At 42.9% G+C, this 19,966-nt stretch carries 15 protein-coding genes; all 15 read left to right on the top strand.

Features of this window, described 5'->3' with window-relative positions; translation table 11 throughout:
• Entirely contained in the window at positions 1–1,233 is a 1,233-nt protein-coding gene (gene fabF / locus PHV77_01710; protein MDD5504011.1) for a beta-ketoacyl-ACP synthase II, read from the top strand.
• Positions 1,234–1,253: 20 nt separating this feature from the next.
• Positions 1,254–1,517, top strand: coding sequence for a phosphopantetheine-binding protein (locus PHV77_01715; GenBank protein MDD5504012.1), 264 nt, complete (start codon positions 1,254–1,256; stop codon positions 1,515–1,517).
• A gap of 93 nt (positions 1,518–1,610) precedes the next feature.
• Positions 1,611–2,804 carry a hydroxymethylglutaryl-CoA reductase gene (locus PHV77_01720; protein MDD5504013.1) on the top strand — a complete coding sequence of 398 codons (1,194 nt, stop codon included), beginning with the start codon at positions 1,611–1,613 and terminating at the stop codon, positions 2,802–2,804.
• A 3-nt stretch (positions 2,805–2,807) separates the two neighbouring features.
• Positions 2,808–4,085, top strand: a complete 1,278-nt coding sequence (locus PHV77_01725) for an FAD-dependent oxidoreductase (protein ID MDD5504014.1) — start codon at positions 2,808–2,810, stop codon at positions 4,083–4,085.
• A 4-nt stretch (positions 4,086–4,089) separates the two neighbouring features.
• Positions 4,090–6,141 carry an HD domain-containing protein gene (locus tag PHV77_01730; protein MDD5504015.1) on the top strand — a complete coding sequence of 684 codons (2,052 nt, stop codon included), beginning with the start codon at positions 4,090–4,092 and terminating at the stop codon, positions 6,139–6,141.
• A 66-nt stretch (positions 6,142–6,207) separates the two neighbouring features.
• Positions 6,208–8,328: an HD domain-containing protein gene (locus tag PHV77_01735; GenBank protein MDD5504016.1), complete on the top strand. Its 2,121-nt coding sequence runs from the start codon at positions 6,208–6,210 to the stop codon at positions 8,326–8,328.
• Between the two features lie 83 nt (positions 8,329–8,411).
• On the top strand, positions 8,412–8,960 hold the full coding sequence (locus tag PHV77_01740) for a CvpA family protein (GenBank protein MDD5504017.1): 549 nt from the start codon (positions 8,412–8,414) through the stop codon (positions 8,958–8,960).
• 45 nt (positions 8,961–9,005) lie between these two features.
• A complete protein-coding gene (locus PHV77_01745) occupies positions 9,006–9,959 on the top strand; it encodes an NGG1p interacting factor NIF3 (GenBank protein MDD5504018.1) in 954 nt (317 codons plus the stop codon).
• A 25-nt stretch (positions 9,960–9,984) separates the two neighbouring features.
• A complete protein-coding gene (gene dnaG, locus PHV77_01750) occupies positions 9,985–11,748 on the top strand; it encodes a DNA primase (protein MDD5504019.1) in 1,764 nt (587 codons plus the stop codon).
• Positions 11,748–13,445, top strand: coding sequence for an RNA polymerase sigma factor RpoD (gene rpoD, locus PHV77_01755; protein ID MDD5504020.1), 1,698 nt, complete (start codon positions 11,748–11,750; stop codon positions 13,443–13,445). Before dnaG ends, rpoD begins: the two co-directional genes overlap by 1 nt.
• A 105-nt stretch (positions 13,446–13,550) precedes the next feature.
• A complete protein-coding gene (locus tag PHV77_01760) occupies positions 13,551–14,870 on the top strand; it encodes a glutamine synthetase family protein (protein ID MDD5504021.1) in 1,320 nt (439 codons plus the stop codon).
• Between the two features lie 14 nt (positions 14,871–14,884).
• Positions 14,885–16,081 (top strand): isocitrate/isopropylmalate family dehydrogenase, encoded by a 1,197-nt coding sequence (locus tag PHV77_01765; GenBank protein ID MDD5504022.1) that lies wholly within the window; start codon positions 14,885–14,887, stop codon positions 16,079–16,081.
• Positions 16,082–16,211: 130 nt separating this feature from the next.
• Positions 16,212–17,048, top strand: a complete 837-nt coding sequence (locus PHV77_01770; protein MDD5504023.1) for a sulfide/dihydroorotate dehydrogenase-like FAD/NAD-binding protein — start codon at positions 16,212–16,214, stop codon at positions 17,046–17,048.
• Positions 17,049–17,097: 49 nt separating this feature from the next.
• A complete protein-coding gene (gene gltA / locus PHV77_01775; GenBank protein MDD5504024.1) occupies positions 17,098–18,528 on the top strand; it encodes an NADPH-dependent glutamate synthase in 1,431 nt (476 codons plus the stop codon).
• An 18-nt stretch (positions 18,529–18,546) separates the two neighbouring features.
• Positions 18,547–19,887: an NADP-specific glutamate dehydrogenase gene (gene gdhA / locus PHV77_01780; GenBank protein ID MDD5504025.1), complete on the top strand. Its 1,341-nt coding sequence runs from the start codon at positions 18,547–18,549 to the stop codon at positions 19,885–19,887.
• Positions 19,888–19,966 lie beyond the last annotated feature (79 nt).

The raw sequence follows: 19,966 nt of genomic DNA on the forward strand, positions 1-19,966 counted from the left end.
TTGGATGATAAGAGGGTTGTAATTACCGGAATCGGATTAGTTACCCCAATTGGCATAGGCAAGGATATTTTTTGGGAAAATTGCTTGTCCGGAAAATCCAATGTTAAAAAAATAACCGCTTTTGATGTCAGCGAATATAACTGCAAGATAGCCTCCACGATAGATAGTTTTGACCCTGCCCGATATATGGATAAAATAATCGCAAGGCGCTCCGATAAATTCGCGCAGTTCGCCATTGCCGCCGCTTCTATGGCCATGGAAGACAGCCGTTTAAGCAATCCGGACCCAAAATACACAGGTGTTTGCATAGGCACAGGGCTGGGGGGCATGGTGTTCGCGGAAACGCAGATTGTTAATATCATAAAAGACGGAAATGGCGCGGTCAATCCTGTTTCTATCCCTAAGATTATGCCTAACTCTGTGGCAAACCAGATTGCCATTGTTCATAATGCCCAGGGCCCGAATCTTACTGTTTGCACAGCATGTTCGTCAGGCACGCATAGCATAGGCCAGGCGTTTGATATTATCCGTCAGGGCAGAGCCAAGATTATGATTTCAGGAGGAGCGGATTCGCCTGTGATGAGATATAATTTTTTAGGTTTTGATAAATTAAGCGTTATGAGCAGAAGAAATGACAGCCCGGAATCCGCCTCAAGGCCTTTTGATAAAGACAGAGACGGTTTTGTCATGGGAGAAGGGGCCGCTGTCCTGATACTTGAATCTTTAGACCATGCGCTCGCACGAAAGGCCGATATATATGCCGAGATCAAAGGTTATTCCATGACGTCAGGCGCCTATCATATTGTTATGCCGCGTCCTGATGCCAGCGATATAGCAAGGGCCATGAGAATATGCTTAAATGAGTCGCTTGTTATGCCAAAAGACGTTGATTATATAAACGCCCACGGCACGGCTACTATTGCCAATGACAAGGCGGAAGCCAAAGCGATAGCCAAGATCTTTGGAGAACATGCCCAGCGCATACCGGTAAGTTCTACCAAATCCATGATAGGCCATACCTTAGGGGCGGCAGGGGCTATTGAAGCGGCCGTGTGCGCGTTGACGATATCGTCTGGTAAAATACACCCTACGGTGAATCTTGAAACACCCGACGAGGATTGCAAGCTTAATCATGTTACGAAGAAACATTTTAAGCACGATGTAAGCATTGCTCTTTCAAATTCATTTGGGTTTGGCAACAATAACGCGTGCCTGCTTTTTTCAAAAGTATAAGAGAAAGGACACTATTTTTAATGGATAATAGTAAGAAATTTTCAAAATGCGAAATAGCCGAAGAATTAAAAAAAATTATTGCAGATATAGTAAATGTAGAAAAAGAAGCGATTGATTTTACAACAAAATTGTTGGAAGATCTTGGAATGGATTCTTTTGCTGTAGCCGAGACTATGTTTTTAATCCAAGAAAAATTCGGAGTCACCATAGCTCAAGAAGATATACTTAAAGTAGATACTTTTAATAGTCTTGTAGAAACGTTGGATAAGATTTTAAATGGTTGAGGGGTATAGAATATTATTAGTCAATGTGAGGCAACCATAAGATGCCAGGGTGAGGCCCTGGTATTTTGTTTTTAATTTATATTGGAGGTACCAATGAACGCTGCAATAGATAATAATAAAAAAAGTTGTAATGATAATATGTTGAGTAATTTTTCTGAATTGAAAAAAATTCAAGTAAGACGTGACCAGCTACAGAAAAATACAAATATGGTTTTATCAGAGATTACAAAAACACATTTTGATTTATCACATGTTAGCAATTATATTGAAAACATGATAGGTGTATGCAATGTTCCTTTAGGAGTAGCGGGTCCGATACAAATAAATGGAGATTTTGCTAATGGTAAATTCTATGTTCCATTTGCAACTACACAATCAACTCTAATACGTTCTTATGATAGAGGTATGAAGGTTCTTACTGCATCAGGTGGAGTCAATACAAAGATCATTAAAGATGAAATTCACATTTCACCAGTTTTCTGCTTTTCGAATCTGAAAGAAGCAAAAAATTTCTATAATTGGTCAATTGAGAATTTTGAACTGCTTAAAAAAGAAGCGGAAAGTGTTACTACCCATGGCAAGTTATTACGTATAAAACCTGTAATATTAGGAAGAAAGGTTATATTAACGTTATATTTTTCAACGCAGGATGCTATGGGGTTGAATATGATTGTTATAGCAGCGGATAAGTTGTGCCGCTATATTTCTAAAAATATACAAGTCAGAAAGTATTATTTACGTTCAAATTATTCAGCCGACAAGAAACCGTCATATTTGAATTTTATTGAAGGTTATGGAAAAACAGTTGTTGTCGAAGCTACTATAGCAAAACAAATTATAGAAGGTTATCTACAGACATCCGCAAAAGAACTTTATGATTTTTGGATTACAAGTGTTATCTGCGGTATTCAATCTGGATTGATGGGTTTGAACGCTCATTTTGCTAATGGTCTATCTGCTATTTTTTTAGCTTGCGGACAAGACATTGCCAGTGTTGTTAATGCTTGCTTAGGCATTGGAACTATTGAAATTGAAGATAATGGAGATTTGTATATTTCTGGGCGCATATCGTCATTACCTATAGGTACTGTAGGTGGTGCTACCGATTTAGGCACACAAAAAGAATGTTTGCAAATTATGGATTGTTTTGGTAACGGAAAAACTAATCGTTTGGCTGAGATTATATCAGCTACTTTAGTTGCAGGAGAGATTTCTATTGTTTCAGCAATTGCGACTGGAAATTTTGCTTCGGCACATATCAATGCTAGGTTAAAAAAGGGAAAATAAGACGTGATTAAATCTAGTGCTGAAGTTATAATTGTTGGTTCTGGAGCAGCCGGCTCAACTATTGCTAAGGAACTGGCCGGTCGCGGTAGAAAAATTATTATAATTGAAAAAGGTAAATTTGCAGGTTATCTTGGCAACGAGATTAGGGCCAGCGCGTACTACGAAGGTTCTCCTTTGCTCGTTAGGTCTAAGAGCGGTGTGATGTTCCATTATACAAAAAATCTTGGTGGTAGCACAGTTTTTAGTTGTGGAAATGCTGTTAGAGGTTCACTAGATATATTTTTACGGTTTGGTATAGATTTACGTCGCGAGCTTGCGGAGACTGAAGAGGAATTATCGGTAATGCCTGTAGATAAAAAATTAATTGGCCAGAAAGGTACCAAAGATTTTTATGATGCAGCTATTAATTTGGGTTATAAGATTGATTATATGCCGAAATTTATGAAAAAAGGGATGTGTTCTCTGTGTGGCAAATGCGTGCTAGGGTGTCCAAATAATGCTAGATGGACTGCTGTTGATTATGTTGATTTTGCTATTGGGAAAGGTGCTCTTGTTGAGCACGCCGTTGTAGAAAAGGTTATTATAAAAAATAATAAAGCCATTGGTGTTTTAGCTAAACAGGGAAAAAAACAGGTAACTATTTATGCTGATAAAATCGTGCTTGCGGCAGGAGGGCTTAATTCACCCGTGATACTACAAAAGTCTGGCTTATCTGCTGGTAAGAAATTGTTTTGTGATTTGTTCAATGTAACATATGCTGTGTCATTGAAAGATGGAATGTTTCGTGATTTAAGTATGTCTTTAGTTGATATGGAATTTTTTAAAAATGATGGTTTTATAATATCTCCATTTATGGATCCTATTATTTTATTTCTTATCATTTTTAATAAGTTTTTGCCATTTTATTTATTGAAGTATAAAAATGTTGTTGGCATAGAAGTTAAGATTAAGGATGATATGATTGGATCGGTTTCATCGGATGGGCGAATCCAAAAAATAGTTACTGCCGATGATTCAAAAAAAATTAGTAAGGGTGTAGAAATTGCTAAGGATATTTTAAACCATATGCCTATTGATAAAAGGACGATTAATACAACTATATTGCGAGGCGCGCATCCTGGCGGTACTTCTGCTATTGGGGAAGTTGTTGATTGTAATTTGCAAACAGGGGTGAAAGGGTTATATGTATGTGATGCTAGTGTATTACCAGAAGCGTTAGGCCTGCCACCAATAATAACGCTAATTGCTTTATCTAAATGGTTTGTTAAAACTCAATTTTAAAATTATGCCATATTTTGCAATATCAGCTATTACAGCGTCATTGATTAATATCATTATCGGCACATTTGTTCTATTAAAAGACAGAAGATGCCTGCAGAATAGGACATATTCAGGTGTTTCATTTGCTGTCGCAATATGGTGTCTTGGATTAGCTAATATGGTTAATTCGACTAACAGCTGCGAAGCTTTTTTTTGGGTAAGATTTTTACATATAGGAGTTTTTTTAATCCCCCCACTTTATTTTAATTTTATTTGTTCTTTGTTGCATATTGTTGACTATAAAAAAAGTTTACTTATTTCCATGTATATTATTTCAACTTGTTTTATTTTGTTTAATTATGGGACACGTTTATTAATTTCTGATGTTGTTCCAAAATATAGTTTTAATTATTATGCTACTGCTGGATCTGTGTATTTTTTATATATATTGTATTTAACTGGTTTTATTATATATTCAATTATTCTTATTATGAAACATTATAAGAGTTTTTCTGCTTTACGAAAAATGCAGTTCAAGTATGTAATAGTTGCTTCTATCGTAGCGTTTATAGGGGGGTCAGATACTTTTTTACCAATGTTTGATTTGCCAGTCATGATTAATGGTATTTTTTTATTGCCACTTTTTACGCTTATGGCTGCTTATGTTATTGTTAAGCATAGATTTTTGGACATTGAAATCATAATCCGCGAGACGGCAATATTCGCGGGTATATTCGGTTTTTCAATAGGCCTGTTTATGCTGGCGATTATAGCGGGCGAACAATTCCTCAAGCCTTATATAGGCGATAACCGTTGGATCGTCCCGGCATTATCACTCTTACTTGTCACGTTTGTTATCCGCCCAATTGAAAAAATTATATACAATGTTGCCGGTAGGATATTATTTCGCAGAAAGTATGAATATCAAAAGACCCTTCAGGACGCCGCTGAAGGCATGTCTAAGATCCGTGACCCAAAGAAATTGTTGAGCCTGATAGTGCATATAATATCAGCTAAGCTCAAGCTTGTTAATACTGCTGTTTTTCTCTTTGAAAGCGGATCCGCTTCGTACGTTCTGAAGGCTTCAAGAGGGGATATGGGGAGCTCTCCGGCAAGCTTAAAGCCCGAAAACGCTCTGATAACATGGCTTTGCGAGAAGAAAAAACCGCTTGGCCTTGATGATGTTCAGAAATGGATAAACAATTTTAACCAGAAATACATGCCCGGCGTGCTTAAGTCCGATCTGGCCCAGATAAGGGACACTATGCTTAATCAACGCGCGGCCTTGAGCGTGCCTTGTTTTTTTAGAAACGAGCTTTTAGGCGTGCTTATACTTGGAGAGAAAAAAAACGGAGATTTTTTTTCCCAGGATGATATAGATTTATTCAGCGCTCTATCCAATGAAGCGGCCATTGCTCTCAAAAATTCACAACTCTATTTTGAGATAGACAGAAGGGCTTTTGAGCTTGAGAACCTTTACAAGAGAGAGCACAGGCTGTTTATGCATTCATCCGTGGCGTTTGCCGCGGCAATAGATGCCAGAGATCCTTATACCCACGGCCATTCGCAAAGGGTCACAAATATAAGCCTGGTGATACTTGATTTTATGGGAGCTATGGATGAGATAGATAAAGATGCTTTCTTCAGGCATAGGCTGCAAATAACAGGGGTCTTGCATGATATAGGAAAGATAGGCGTACCCGATGATATATTGCATAAACCGGCGCAGCTTACGCCCGAAGAGAGAAAAGAGATAGAGAAACACCCCGTATTGGGGGCGGAAATTGTATCTCATATTGCCGGGCTAAGAAACCTTATCGGAGGCATCAAATATCATCATGAAAGATATGACGGCAAAGGCTACCCCGAAGGGCTTAAGTCGGATGAGATACCTCTGATGGCAAGGATTATTTCCGTTGCCGACACTTATGATGCCATGACAAGCGACAGGCCTTATAGGAAAGGCCTCCCGTTTTTGACGGCAAGAGACGAAATACAAAGAAACGCGTCGGCGCAGTTTGACCCTTATGTGGTAGCGGCTTTTTTAAAAGCATTTGAACAGGGTAAGATAGAATAACAGTCCGTCAGCCGCGGAGTTTGAAACAAACCGCGGCCGTGGTGTTTTTAAAACCTTAGGTTAAATATGTGTTATTACAAGCTGCATTATATAGCAGGTTCCGTGTTTACGCTTCTTATTACCCTTCTGCTGGGAAGCCTGATCTATTTTAGAGGCAGAAGGGGCGAGGTTGTGAGAAGTTACTACCTGTTAATGCTTTCCATCGCGGAATTTTCATTGTGCACTTTATTGTTCTGCTTGTTTAATGATAAAGACTATACCCTGTTTTTCGCCAGGGCCTCTTATATAGGGGTTTCCTTTGTGCCCATATTTTATTTTCATTTTATTATAAAACTTATGGGGTTGACAGAAAAGATCAAAAGGGTCCTGTCTGCCGGTTATATTCTGGCGGTTATTTTTTCCGGGTTGAGTTTTTCACCGTTAATCGTTAAAAGTATATCGTTCAAGCTGGGCCTGAATTTTAATGATCCCGGCGTGCTTCATCCCGTATTTATGTTGTTTTTTGCCGGGTTCCCCGCTTACGCGCATTATCTCATGGGCAGGTCTATCGGCAGGTTAAGCGATATAGGCAAACGCCAAATGAAGTATGTCACGATAGCCGGCATATGCGGCCTAAGCGGCGGCAGTTTAATGTTTTTTACGGTTTACGGTGTATCTATTCCCATAATAGGGCCTATGGCCTTATACTTTGTCGCTCTTGCCAATCTCTTTGTTGCTATAGCAACGTATGTGGTACGCCTTATGGGTGTTGAGGTCATAAGGAGAAGGACGCTGATATTTTCAATTCTCTATGGAGCGAGTGTCGGCAGTTTTGTAGCGTTTGTTTTTATCCTGCAAAGACATTTATCAGCTTCTTTTAATGTGAACAGATGGATACTGCCTGTGGCCGCGGTTTTTATTTTGACAGTTTTTATAAGGCCGTTAGAAAAATTTCTTGCCGGATTTACCGACGCGTTTTTATACCAGCGCGGATACGACTATATGCTGGTTTTAAGAAACGTCGCCAAAGGTATGACGCTTATAACCGATACAAGAAAACTCCTGAACCTTATGGTAAGGTTTATATCAAAAGAAGTAAGGATAACCGGCAGTTCGGCTTATATTTTCAATAAAACGCTGAATTCATATATCAGGGAAGTCCGCAGAGGTTTTAAAGGCCAGCAGACCCTGGAAAGAGTGGATGCCGACAACCCTCTTGTTAAATGGCTTATGGAAAAAAGAGAGCCTATAAGTTATGAAAGTGTTTTAAGCTGGATCCAGGGCGACAGGATTTTTCCGCAGAGGATTATTCTTAAAAAGACTCTTGACCATATCCGGGTGACCATGGAAAAGACCGGTGCCGTATTATGCGTTCCGAGTTTTTTAAGAGGCCAGATGATCGGTTTTATAGTGCTTGGCCCTAAGCTATCGGGCAATATCTATACGAGCGATGATTTTTCACTTTTATCCACCCTGGCCAATAATGCGGCTATTGCCTTTGAGAACGCGCGCATGTATGAAGAGCTTACGGAAAGAATATATAAATTAGACGCTTTATATAAAGAAGAGCACGCGTTGTTTTTGGACGCGGCCTCGGCATTTAGCTTTGCTATTGATTCCAAGGACGGGTATACCTATGCCCATACCCGCAGATTAAGCAATTACGCGATGGCTACGGCCAAGGAACTTGAAAAACTTTTGCCGTATATTAACTTTAATGATTCTTTTTACGAGACGCTTCATATCGCGTCACTTTTACATGATGTGGGCAAGATAGGTATACCGGACAGGATACTAAAAAAACGTTCGGCCCTGACAGACGAAGAAAAGGAAAAATTCAAAGAGCATGTTACTATAGGCCAAAATATCTTAAAGCCCATTAAAGAAATAGGAGACAGCTTTGATGTTATACGGCACCATCATGAAAACTTTGACGGCACAGGCTATCCCGACGGATTAAAAGGCAATGCTATACCCATGGCGTCCCGCATTATAGCGGTTTGCAATGGCTTTGACATTATGACTTCAACCTATCTGGAAGGCGAGCCTGTTACCAGACAGCAGGCCATAGAAAAGCTTAAGGAAAAAAGCGGGAGCTTTTTTGACCCCGTGATAGTTGACGCTTTTATTGCCGCTTATGCAAACAAGGAATATGCCGGATTTTTTCTTGATATACCCACTGATAGCGTTAAAAACCGGACATTTTAATTTTGGCTTGATATGGAAAGCTAATGCCCTTGACTTTTAACACTTTATGTGATATATTTTACTGATATTTTATATAAAACTATATGGATATATTAAAAAGTATTAATTGGCTTGACATAATAGTGCTGATTGTGACCTTGAGGGCTGTGTATATGGGGGTCAAACTTGGCCTTACCGCGGAATTGTTCAATTTTTTTGGCATCTTAGCAAGCCTTATCTGCGGGGTAATGTGGTATAGCCGGACGGCGGACGTCCTTGTTATGAATTTTAAATTGCCTGTCTGGCTTTCGCAATTTTTATGTTTTATTGTGATTGTTCAGCTCATCAGGCTGATATTCAAATACGGTTTCGCGTTATTGTTAAAAATAATGAATGTGCAGTTTATACCGCAGCTTGAAAGGTTAGGCGGCGGAGTGATAGGTTTTGGCAGGGGAGTAATATTGTCGGGCATGATTGTAGCGGCCTTAGGACTTATTCCAAGCGATTATTTGAAAGATGCGATAGAAGAAAAATCCTTCACAGGCAGGTTCCTGGTCAAAACTGTTGAAAGCGCGTATGTATCCCTTACATTTTGGCTGCCTGAAGAGACCTCGGGTACCGCGATATTTGATCTCGCCGAAAGAAACGACTAAATACACAAATAGACCTGTTGGTAAAATATAATAAGGAGAGGAAAATTGAAGTTAAAGGATTTTTATGACAGTGCCGTTATTGAAGGTATAAGGCGTGACCCGCGGGGCGAAAAAGGCGTCAGGGATTTTTTATTGTCCGTTAAAAAAGAATACGACGCGCTGGGGCCTTCCGGTAAGGATAACTTTGACATGGAAAGGCTTGCCAACCCTTACGCGGATACCAGGATATTATTTGGCAAACCCGGCCAGGAGATAAAAAATATCCTTGCGGGAATTGATATGGAATCCCAGGAGATACTGTTTGCCGAAATGCTTAAAAGCAAAGGCAAGGCTATAGATATGGTACTTTCTCATCATCCCGAAGGTTTTGCTTTGTCGGCATTGCATAAGGTTATGGATGTTCAGCTTGACCTGTTAGAGAATGTGGGTGTATCCAGAAAAAAGGCTAAGAAGTTACTTGATGAAAGGATAGAAGAAGTCAGCAGGCGGACTCATTCCGCTAATATTATGCGCCCTGTGGATACAGCGGCGATTTTAGGCATTCCTTTTATGTGCGCTCATACCGTTGCCGATAACTGCGTATCGGAGTATCTCCAGAACCTGATCTCTAAAAACAAGCCAAAGACCGTCCAGGCTATTGTTGATCTCATATCGGAAGAGCCTGAATACAAATACGCTATAAAAACCGGCACCGGGCCGCGTCTTATACTAGGCAAGCTGTCAAACCCCTGCGGAAAGGTAATTGTGGAGATGACAGGCGGCACAGGCGGCTCAAAAAAAATATTTCCGGAGCTTGTTAAAGCCGGCGTTAAGACCATAATCTCTATGCACATGAGCGAGGACAATTTTAAGAAGGCTAAAAAGCACAAACTGAATATCCTTATCGCGGGCCATATTTCAAGCGACAGCCTTGGTCTTAATATACTCCTTGATTCCATAACCCGCGGCCAGGAGATAAATATTATCCCATGTTCAGGTTTTATAAGGGTAAAAAGATAGGCCGCGGTAAATACCGGGTTAAAGGATGGCCAAGGATTTAGAAACTGTTGTTGAACAGATACATTCAAAGCTTAATATAGCTGACATAATCGGGTCTTATATACCGCTAAAACGGGCGGGAAGCAATTTTAAGGCGTGCTGTCCGTTCCACCACGAGAAGACCCCGTCATTTGTAGTAAGCCCCGTTAAAGGCATATACCATTGTTTTGGCTGCGGTGCCGGCGGCGACATGATATCTTTCGTTATGAAACACGAAAGCCTTGAATTCATGGAGGCTTTGAGGCTGTTAGCCGATAAGGCGGGCATTGATATCTCCGGCGTAAAAGGCAATTATAAACACGGCCTGCCGGAGGGAAAATCTTTATCTGGGTTGTATAATGCGAATCAGCTTGCCGCGGATTATTATAATGCGGTTTTATTAGGCTCGCCAAAGGCCGCTTCCGGCAGGAAATACCTGGCCCAGCGCGGGCTTAACGCCGTATCGGTCGGATCTTTTAAGATTGGTTATGCCCCCGCTGAATGGGATGGCTTATTGAAATATGCCGCATCCAAGGGCGTTTCAGAATCGGTCCTTGAAAAGGCCGGGCTGATTATGCCAGGCAAGAATAATGGTTTTTATGACAGGTTCAGAGCCAGGGTCATTTTCCCGATATTTGATGCGCGTTCAAGGATTGTGGCTTTTGGCGGCAGGATACTTGATGATTCACTGCCTAAGTATATGAACTCTCCCGAAAGCCAGCTTTACGTTAAAGGCAGGCATCTATACGGTTTGAACCTTGCCATAGACGAGATCAGGAAGAAGGATTATATAATTATTGTAGAAGGGTATTTAGACCTCATACTTCCATTCCAGAACGGTATAAAAAACATCGCGGCCACACTGGGAACAGCCCTTACCGTTGAACAAATAAGGCTTATAAAAAAGTTTACGAATAACGCGGTCATAGTATATGATGCCGATGCCGCCGGTGAAGCAGCGTCGTTGAGGGGGCTGGACATGCTTGTTTCCGAAGGGCTTTTTGTAAAAGTTGCCACTCTGGATAAAGGCTCTGACCCCGATAGTTATGTCCGGCAGTATGGCGCTGAAAAGCTTGTAAACGTCATAGAAGGCGCCCCCGATCTTTTTGACTACAAGCTGGGATTATTGCTTAATAGGTACGATCCGGCAAAATCCGAGGACAAGGCCCGCATAGCTTCGCAGATGCTTCCGACAATAAAGAAAGTAGAAAACAGCGTGCTAAGGTCCGACTATATAAAAAGACTGTCAAGGGCGCTTTTTGTGCAGGAAAATGTTTTGCTTGATGAATTATCAAAAATAAAATCCGATTATTCTTTTACCGAACAAATAAAAAGTGAACAGCCCGCGAACAGCATACCCCCGGCTGAAAAGATAATTATCAGCCTTATGATGGAAGATGAAGCAATAGCCCGCAACGTCAGGACAGTGCTTGACAGGGAAGAGTTTGCCAACGAGGACATACGCGGAATAGTGGATGTTATATACTGCCTGCTTGACGAGAAAAAGATACCTAACGGGCGTAAGGTGATTGAACGGGTAGGAAATGAAAGGCTCGGCAGTATAATTTGCGAAGCCTTTGAGGAATCTGAAAAACTTATTGACAGGCGTAAGACGCTTCACGACTGCGTTGTCCGCGTGAAACGGGATTGCTTAGCGCGCAAGAGGCAGACCCTGACTCTGATGATAGGACAGGCTGAAGCCAAAGGAGACGATGCCGGGCGCATGAGGCTTATAAAACAGTTTGACGCGTTAAAGAACGAGAGGATTTAATGTCCAGAAAAAAAACGGTGAAAAAGAAAAAACGTTTTATAGGCGGTAAAAAAAAGAAAAAGATAAAGCCGGAAACTGACGCCGGGCCCCATCCGCGCGGCAGGGGGGAAACGGTATCTGTGCCTTCTCGCGGGAAATCGGAGGCCGGACCGGACTTGGCGCAGAGAGCTATTTCAGCGGCAAAAATTAAAGAGCTCATAAGCCTTGGCAAGTCCAAAGGCTATCTTACCTTTGACGAGATAAATCAGATATTACCAGAAGACGTAACATCATCCGAGGACATAGACGAGATACTCTCAACCCTTGACAGGGAACACATTGAGCTCCTTGATTCGGAATCGGCCCGTGAAAAAAACAAGGCCGCCGCGCCCGCGCTTTCCCCCAGGTCGGACGGCCCCATGGATGATCCTGTCAGGATGTATCTTCGTCAGATGGGCCAGATACCTCTTCTTTCAAGAGAAGACGAGATAAGCCTGGCCAAAAAAATAGAAGAAGCTGAAAACGGTTTCCGGGACGTTATATTTGATTGCAAATTGAGCGTTGAGTATGTTAAGGAGTTGGCGCAAAAAATCGTCAGCGAACAATTGAATCCGGAAGACTATGTAAAAGAAGATCTGGCCCCTGCCAAGATAAAACCCGTTACGCGTATCGCGAAACTTCTGGAAAAATTAAAAAGGACAAAAAGTCAAAAGACCGTAAAAGAGCTCCTGTGCAAATTCGGACTTGTTACCACGTTTATAGAGGAAATGAGTTCCCGGATCAAGATCCACGCGGAACAGATTGAGAGGATACAGAAAGAAGCGGCCAGGCTTAAGAGGCTGCGAAGATTTGCGCAGGTTTCGGCCTATAATAAAAATATAAAAAAAATAGAAAAAGAATTCGGTTTCAGCCAGGACAAGATCAGACAGCTTATATTCAACATAAAAAAAAGAGAGGCGAATTTCCAGAAGACAAAAAAAGTCCTTGTGGAGGCGAATTTAAGGCTTGTGGTTTCAATCGCCAAAAAATATACCAACAGGGGCCTTTCATTTTTGGACCTTATACAGGAAGGCAACATAGGCCTTATGAAAGCTGTTGATAAATTTGAGTATAAGAGAGGTTATAAATTTTCAACATACGCGACATGGTGGATACGCCAGGCTATTACGCGTTCAATTGCCGATCAGGCCCGGACCATAAGGATACCTGTGCATATGACGGAAACCATAAACAGGCTTGTCAGAGTGTCCAGATCGCTTGTGCAGGAGACGGGCAGGGAACCTACGCCGGAAGAGATAGCCCGCCATATGGACCTTTCCGTTGAGAAAGTAAGAGGCATTTTAAAAATAGCCCAGGAACCGATATCACTGCAGACTCCGGTCGGGGATGAAGGCGATACGCATTTCGGCGATTTTATAGAAGACAAGAGAGCCATGTCGCCTGCCAGCGCCACCGCTTATTCAATGTTAAAAGAACAGATGGACGGTGTCCTTGACACGTTGACGGACAGGGAAAAACAGGTATTGAAATTAAGGTTTGGTATAGGCGATGGTTATCCCAGGACGCTGGAAGAGGTAGGCACTATATTTCACGTTACCAGGGAAAGGGTAAGGCAGATAGAGGCCAAGGCCCTGCGCAAACTCCGTCACCCTATACGCAGTAAAAAGCTACGCAATTTTCTTGATTTGTCTTATAGTGAGGAAAGGGAGATATTTTGATCTCTTATCTGCGCCGGGTTTGACGTAGGCCGGGCCAAAAGGACCCGTTCGGGGTATGCAAAGGTATTTTTGGATTATAACGTATAAAAATCAAGGAGAATACATATGACCAAGCAGGAGATATTGGAGGTAACCAAAAAGAAAAGAATAGCTTTTTTGCGTTTGTGGTTTACGGATGTCCTGGGGTTCTTAAAAAGCTTTGATATCCCCGTGCAGGAATTACCCCACGCCCTGGACGAGGGCATGGGTTTTGACGGTTCATCAATAGAAGGTTTTTCCCGCATAGAAGAATCCGACATGGTTGTAAAACCCGATATCTCTACTTTTCAGGTCATGCCCTGGCCCACGCAGGAAGGGCCTGTGGCGCGGATGTTTTGCGATGTGGTTGAACCCGGGGGCAAACCCTTTGAAGGAGACCCGCGTTATGTTTTGAAAAGGAATATCGCCGAAGCCAAAAAAATGGGTTACACGTTTAATGTAGGCCCCGAGCTTGAGTATTTTTATTTCAGGAACGCCAAAGGCACGGAAATACTTGATAAAGGCGGATATTTTGATTTGACGCCTATGGACATAGGCCAGGACCTGCGCCGCAGGACTGTCCTTGCCCTTGAAAAAATGGGTATTGAGGTAGAATACTGGCATCATGAAGTGGCTTCGTCTCAACACGAGATAGACCTTCGTTATAACGAAGCCCTGCTCATGGCTGATAACGTTATGACATACCGCATGATCGTAAAAGAAGTGGCAATGCAGCAGAATATGTACGCGACTTTTATGCCGAAACCTGTTTACGGTATTAATGGCAGCGGCATGCATACGCATATGTCGCTGTTTAAGGGAAAGAAAAACGCTTTTTTTGACAAAAACGACAAATATCATCTTTCGGACACGGCCAAGTATTTTATTGCCGGGCTTTTATTGCATGCCAGAGAGATATGTTCCGTTTCATGCCAATGGGTCAATTCTTATAAAAGGCTTGTGCCCGGGTATGAAGCGCCTGTTTATGTATCATGGGCGCACAGGAACAGGTCCGCGTTGATACGTGTGCCTATGTATAAACCCGGCAAAGAAACGGCGACAAGGATTGAGATGAGAAACCCCGACCCGGCGTGCAATCCTTATCTGGCGTTTTCCGTTATGCTCGCGGCCGGCCTTGAGGGCATCAGGAAAAAATATAAACTTCCGAAACAGGTCACTAATAACATATATAATATGACTGAAAGCGAAAGAAAGGCCCAGGGCATAGAATCCCTGCCCGATGACCTTTACGATGCCGTGAAGATAACTGAAAACAGCTCTCTTGTCAGGGCTGCCCTCGGAGACAAGGTATTTGAGTATTTTGTAAGAAATAAAAAAGATGAATGGGACGAATATAAGAAACAGGTCACAAAACATGAACTTGACCGCTATTTGGCCATTCTTTAAAAGGAAACCTTATTATGCGTAATGATGCTGTTGAAAAAGCTAAAGAAAAATTTGCCGCTATCGTTAGAGAGCAGATGGAACGCGTAGAAAGGATGAAGAATCCCGGGCAAAGGCTTGATTATTCAACGTTGTCGCCGATTATCATCGGCATATGCCCCGGTGACGGCATAGGCCTTGAGATATCAAAACACGCGCGGGCGATTCTGGCGCATGTATTACGCGATGAGGCCCGCGATAAAAAAATCTCTTTTAGAGAAATACATGATCTTACTATAGAGAACAGGGCAAAGCATAATAAGGCTATACCTGATAATGTTCTTGACGAACTCAAGAATTGCCACGTAATACTGAAAGGCCCTACCACAACGCCTCAAGCCGGAGGCAAATGGCCTAATATAGAAAGCGCTAATGTCGCTATCAGAAGACAGCTTGATCTGTTTGCCAATGTGCGTCCGGTCAGGATACCTAAGGAAAAAATAGACTGGATTTTTTTCCGCGAAAATACGGAAGGCGCTTATGTGCTCGGTTCCAGGGGTTTTGATATTACTGATGATATAAGTATGGATTTTAGCGTGGCGACACGCCAGGGTTCGGAAAGGATTATCAGGATGGCTTTTGAATATGCCCATAAGAATAATATAGGCCGTGTTACAGTGGTAACAAAGTCAAACGTGATCAAGACAACGGACGGCCGCTTTTCCAGGACAGCGGGCGAGATAGCAAAAGAATATCCCAAGATCAAATTGGATGAGTGGTATGTGGATATTATGTCCGCCAAGCTTATAGACCCGGAAAGAAGAAGTGATTTCAGGGTAATAGTCCTGCCTAACCTTTACGGGGACATACTAACTGATGAAGCGGCCCAGCTGCAAGGCGGGGTCGGAACAGCCGGCAGCGCCAATATCGGGACGCGCTGGTCAATGTTTGAAGCAATACACGGCAGCGCGCCGAGGATGGTTGAAGAAGGCAGGCAGAAATATGCCGACCCCAGCTCCATGATCCGCGCTTGTGCCATGCTTTTAAGGCATATCGGTTATCCAGCGCCTGCTGAAAGAATAGACATGGCCCTTGACGTCTGCGGTAATGATAAAAAAATGCTTGTAACGGGAAGGAGCACCGGTATTACCGGTGAGCGGTTTACGGAAAACGTTCTTAACTTTGTTGATAATCCGGGCCTTAAGGATATTTGGCAAAAAATAGTATTGACATAATTTCGTTTTATGCTATATTACCTTGTATGTACGACAAAGGTGTCTTTTTTTACGGCAATGATTGCCGGACAAAAAAGACACTTATTTTTTATATCCTAAGTTTAAGCGTAAATTTTATAAAATAATTTCTATGAAAATACTTAAAAAAGATACTATAGCCAAATGCCTTGGGACGAAGATAACTATGCTTGTTGTCCACGCGCCTTTAATCGCGGCAAAGATTATGCCTGGTCAATTTGTCGTGGTCATGGCAAAAGAGCAGGGTGAAAGGATACCTTTGACTGTTGTGGATAAGGACCCTCTATCAGGCGCTATTACTCTGATCATCCAGGAGATAGGTTTTAGCACAAGGCTATTATCGGCAATGAGCGAAGGTGAACACGTGTATGCTGTAGCCGGCCCTATGGGCCATGCCACACCGGTAAAAAAATACGGTAATATAGTTTTGGTAGGAGGCGGCCTTGGTATAGCCGAATTATATCCTATAGCCGCGGCCATGAAAAAGGCCGGTAATCACATCACTGTTATTCTGGGCGCGAAAACAAAAGAGCTTTTAATATTGGAGGAAAAGATCGGCCCGGTATCCGATATCCTGCATATTGCCACTGATGACGGTTCATACGGAATGAAAGGTTTTGTGACGGGAATTTTGACGGAGGTATTAAATTCGGCCCATACAGCCGCAAAGCCATGCCTGGTTTATGCCGTAGGCCCTGTCCCGATGATGAAATCGGTTTCAGATATCACCAAAAAATTTGGCGTAAAGACCATTGTTTCTCTAAACGCGTTAATGGTTGATGCTACAGGCATGTGCGGAGGATGCAGGGTCAAGATTGGCGGCCAGGTCAAATTCAGTTGCGTTGACGGCCCGGAGTTTGACGCTCATCTTGTGGATTGGGATGAATTGATTAACAGGTCGCGCGCGTATGCGGACAAAGAAGAGCACATATGCCGTCTGGGCAGATAGCGTTTATACGGTATAATATATCAGATATTAAAAAACACCTGTGGTAAAAATGAAGAAAGAGCCAGTAAAGCCAATTGAGACAGACGCTCAAACCAGGTCCAAGGGTTTTGATGAGGTCGTGTCCGTTTATTCTGAAGAGCAGGCCCTTAATGAGGCCTCAAGGTGCCTGCAGTGCAAGAACCCTTCATGCAGTCAGGGCTGCCCTGTGGGAATAGACATAAAGAAATTTATTACTGAAATTGTTAACAAAGATTATAAGTCCGCGTATCTTACCATCAGAGAAAAGAACAATTTCCCTTCCATATGCGGCAGGGTATGCCCGGCCGAATATCAATGCAGGAAGTCTTGCGTATTCACAAAAAAAGGTGAACCTTTTGCCTCGGACAAGGCCATAAATATACATTTTCTGGAACGTTTCGCCGCGGATTTCGGGCTTAAGAATAATATTGACTTGCGCGCGCGTAAAGATGAAGGCCTGTCCCATTTCAAAGCCGCTGTAATAGGCTCCGGCCCGGCAGGCCTATCCTGCGCGGGAGAGCTTGCAAGGATGGGTGTCAAGGTAACCATTTTTGAGGCCCTGCATAAACCCGGCGGAGTTTTAAGGTACGGCATACCGCCATTCAGGCTTCCTCAAGATGTCCTTGATTTTGAGATCAACTATCTTAAAAAATTAGGGGTTGAATTGCGGTGTAATATTATCATCGGTAAAACACTGACGATAGATGAACTTTTTGAACAGGGTTTTGATGCCGTGTTTCTTGGCCTTGGCGCCGGCGTGCCGTCGTTTCTTAATATACCCGGCGAGAACTTATGCAATGTTTATTCTGCCAATGAGTTTTTGACAAGGGTCAATCTGATGGGCGCCTATAAATTCCCGGACTACCATACCCCTGTTAATATCGGCCCGCATATTATTATCATCGGCGGAGGGAATACTGCTATGGACGCGGCCAGGGTGGCCTTGAGATTGCAAAAGTTAAACGGTATGCCAGCCGATGTCAGCGTATTATACAGGAGGACGGAAAATGAGATGCCTGCACGCAGGCTTGAGATACATCACGCCAGGGAAGAAGGTATACGTTTTGATTTTCTCGTCCAGCCCGTTGAATTTATAGGAGACGGAGCAAGGGGGAATGTGAAGTTTATTAAATGCCGCAGGTGCCGTCTCGGAGAGCCCGATAAAAGCGGCCGGCCCAGGCCTGTGCCGGTTGAAGGCAGTGAGTTTACTCTTGCCTGTGACCAGGCTGTAATAGCGGTAGGCCTTATGGCCAATCAAGTTCTTATACAGGCTACGCCGGAATTAAAGATAGATAAATATTCCGATATAATAGTTGATCCCGCGACAATGATGACATCAATTGATGCGGTTTATGCCGGCGGCGATGTCGTCGGCGGAGAAGGGACTGTAATTGAAGCCATGGGTATGGCAAAAAAGGCGGCCGCCGCCATAATAAAAAGATTTCGTGAAAAATCGGGATAAAAAACGGAGGTTTAAAAAATGTCTGCGTATGTGGCAAAGGTTATTGATCAGGTAAAAAAACGCAATCCAAATGAGCCGGAATTCCACCAGGCGGTTGAAGAGGTTTTGTCAAGTCTGGAGCCTGTTCTTGAGCGTAATCCCGTATACGAGAAAGCAAAGATACTTGAACGCATAACGGAGCCTGAAAGGGTCATAATATTCCGTGTCCCCTGGCTTGATGATAAAGGCGATATACAGGTAAACAGGGGTTTCCGCGTGCAATTTAACAGCGCTATAGGCCCCTATAAAGGAGGCCTTAGGCTTCATCCCACAGTGTATTTAGGATTGCTTAAATTCCTTGCCTTTGAACAGGTTTTTAAAAATTCTCTTACCACCCTTCCGATGGGCGGCGCCAAAGGGGGTTCTGATTTTGATCCCAAAGGAAAAACAGATAATGAGGTTATGCGTTTTTGCCAGTCATTTATGACGGAGCTTTTTAGGCATATAGGCCCTGATACGGACGTGCCCGCGGGCGATATAGGTGTAGGCGCCCGCGAAATAGGTTTTTTCTTCGGCCAATACAAAAGACTCAAAAATGAATTTACAGGTGTTCTTACCGGTAAATCCCTGAATTGGGGCGGGTCATTGATAAGGCCCGAGGCTACAGGATACGGCGCTGTTTATTTCGCCCAGGAAATGCTTGATACGAGAAAGGATTCTTTAAAAGGCAAGGTGTGCGTCGTGTCGGGTTCCGGGAACGTTGCCCAATATACGGTTGAAAAACTTAATCAATTTGGAGCAAAGCCCGTCACTCTTTCGGATTCTTCGGGTTTTATATACGATCCCAAAGGTATAACCGAAGAAAAACTGCGCTATGTTATGGAGCTTAAAAATGTCAGGCGCGGGCGTATTAAAGAATATGCCGCCAAATACGGAGTTGATTATTATGAAGGCAAAAAGCCATGGGGCATAAAATGCCAGGCGGTCTTTCCCGCGGCGACACAGAACGAGATAGACAAAGATGACGCGCAGGCCTTGCTGAAGAACGGATGTTTTCTTGTGGTTGAAGGCGCCAATATGCCAACAATGCCTGAAGCTGTCCGTAAATTTATCAAGGCAGGCATATTATACGGCCCCGGTAAAGCCGCCAACGCGGGTGGTGTCGCGACGTCAGGCCTTGAAATGAGCCAGAATTCACAAAGGCTGGCCTGGACAAGAGACGAAGTTGATGCCAGATTAAAGCTTATAATGAAATCAATACATAGTTCGGTCAGGAAAGCGGCCGCCCAATACGGCCAGCCCGATAATTATGTCTTTGGCGCGAACATAGCCGGTTTTGTCAAGGTTGCCAACTCCGTGCTTGAACAAGGTGTTGTTTAAAGGTATTTGCCATAGACGGCACGAATAGCGCGAATAGAAGCGAATAGGTAGAAAAAGTTTGCCAGATATTTTTACCTAT

The organism is Candidatus Omnitrophota bacterium (assembly GCA_028716165.1).
In the GTDB taxonomy this organism is placed as follows: Bacteria; Omnitrophota; Gorgyraeia; order JABMRG01; family JABMRG01; genus JAQUQI01.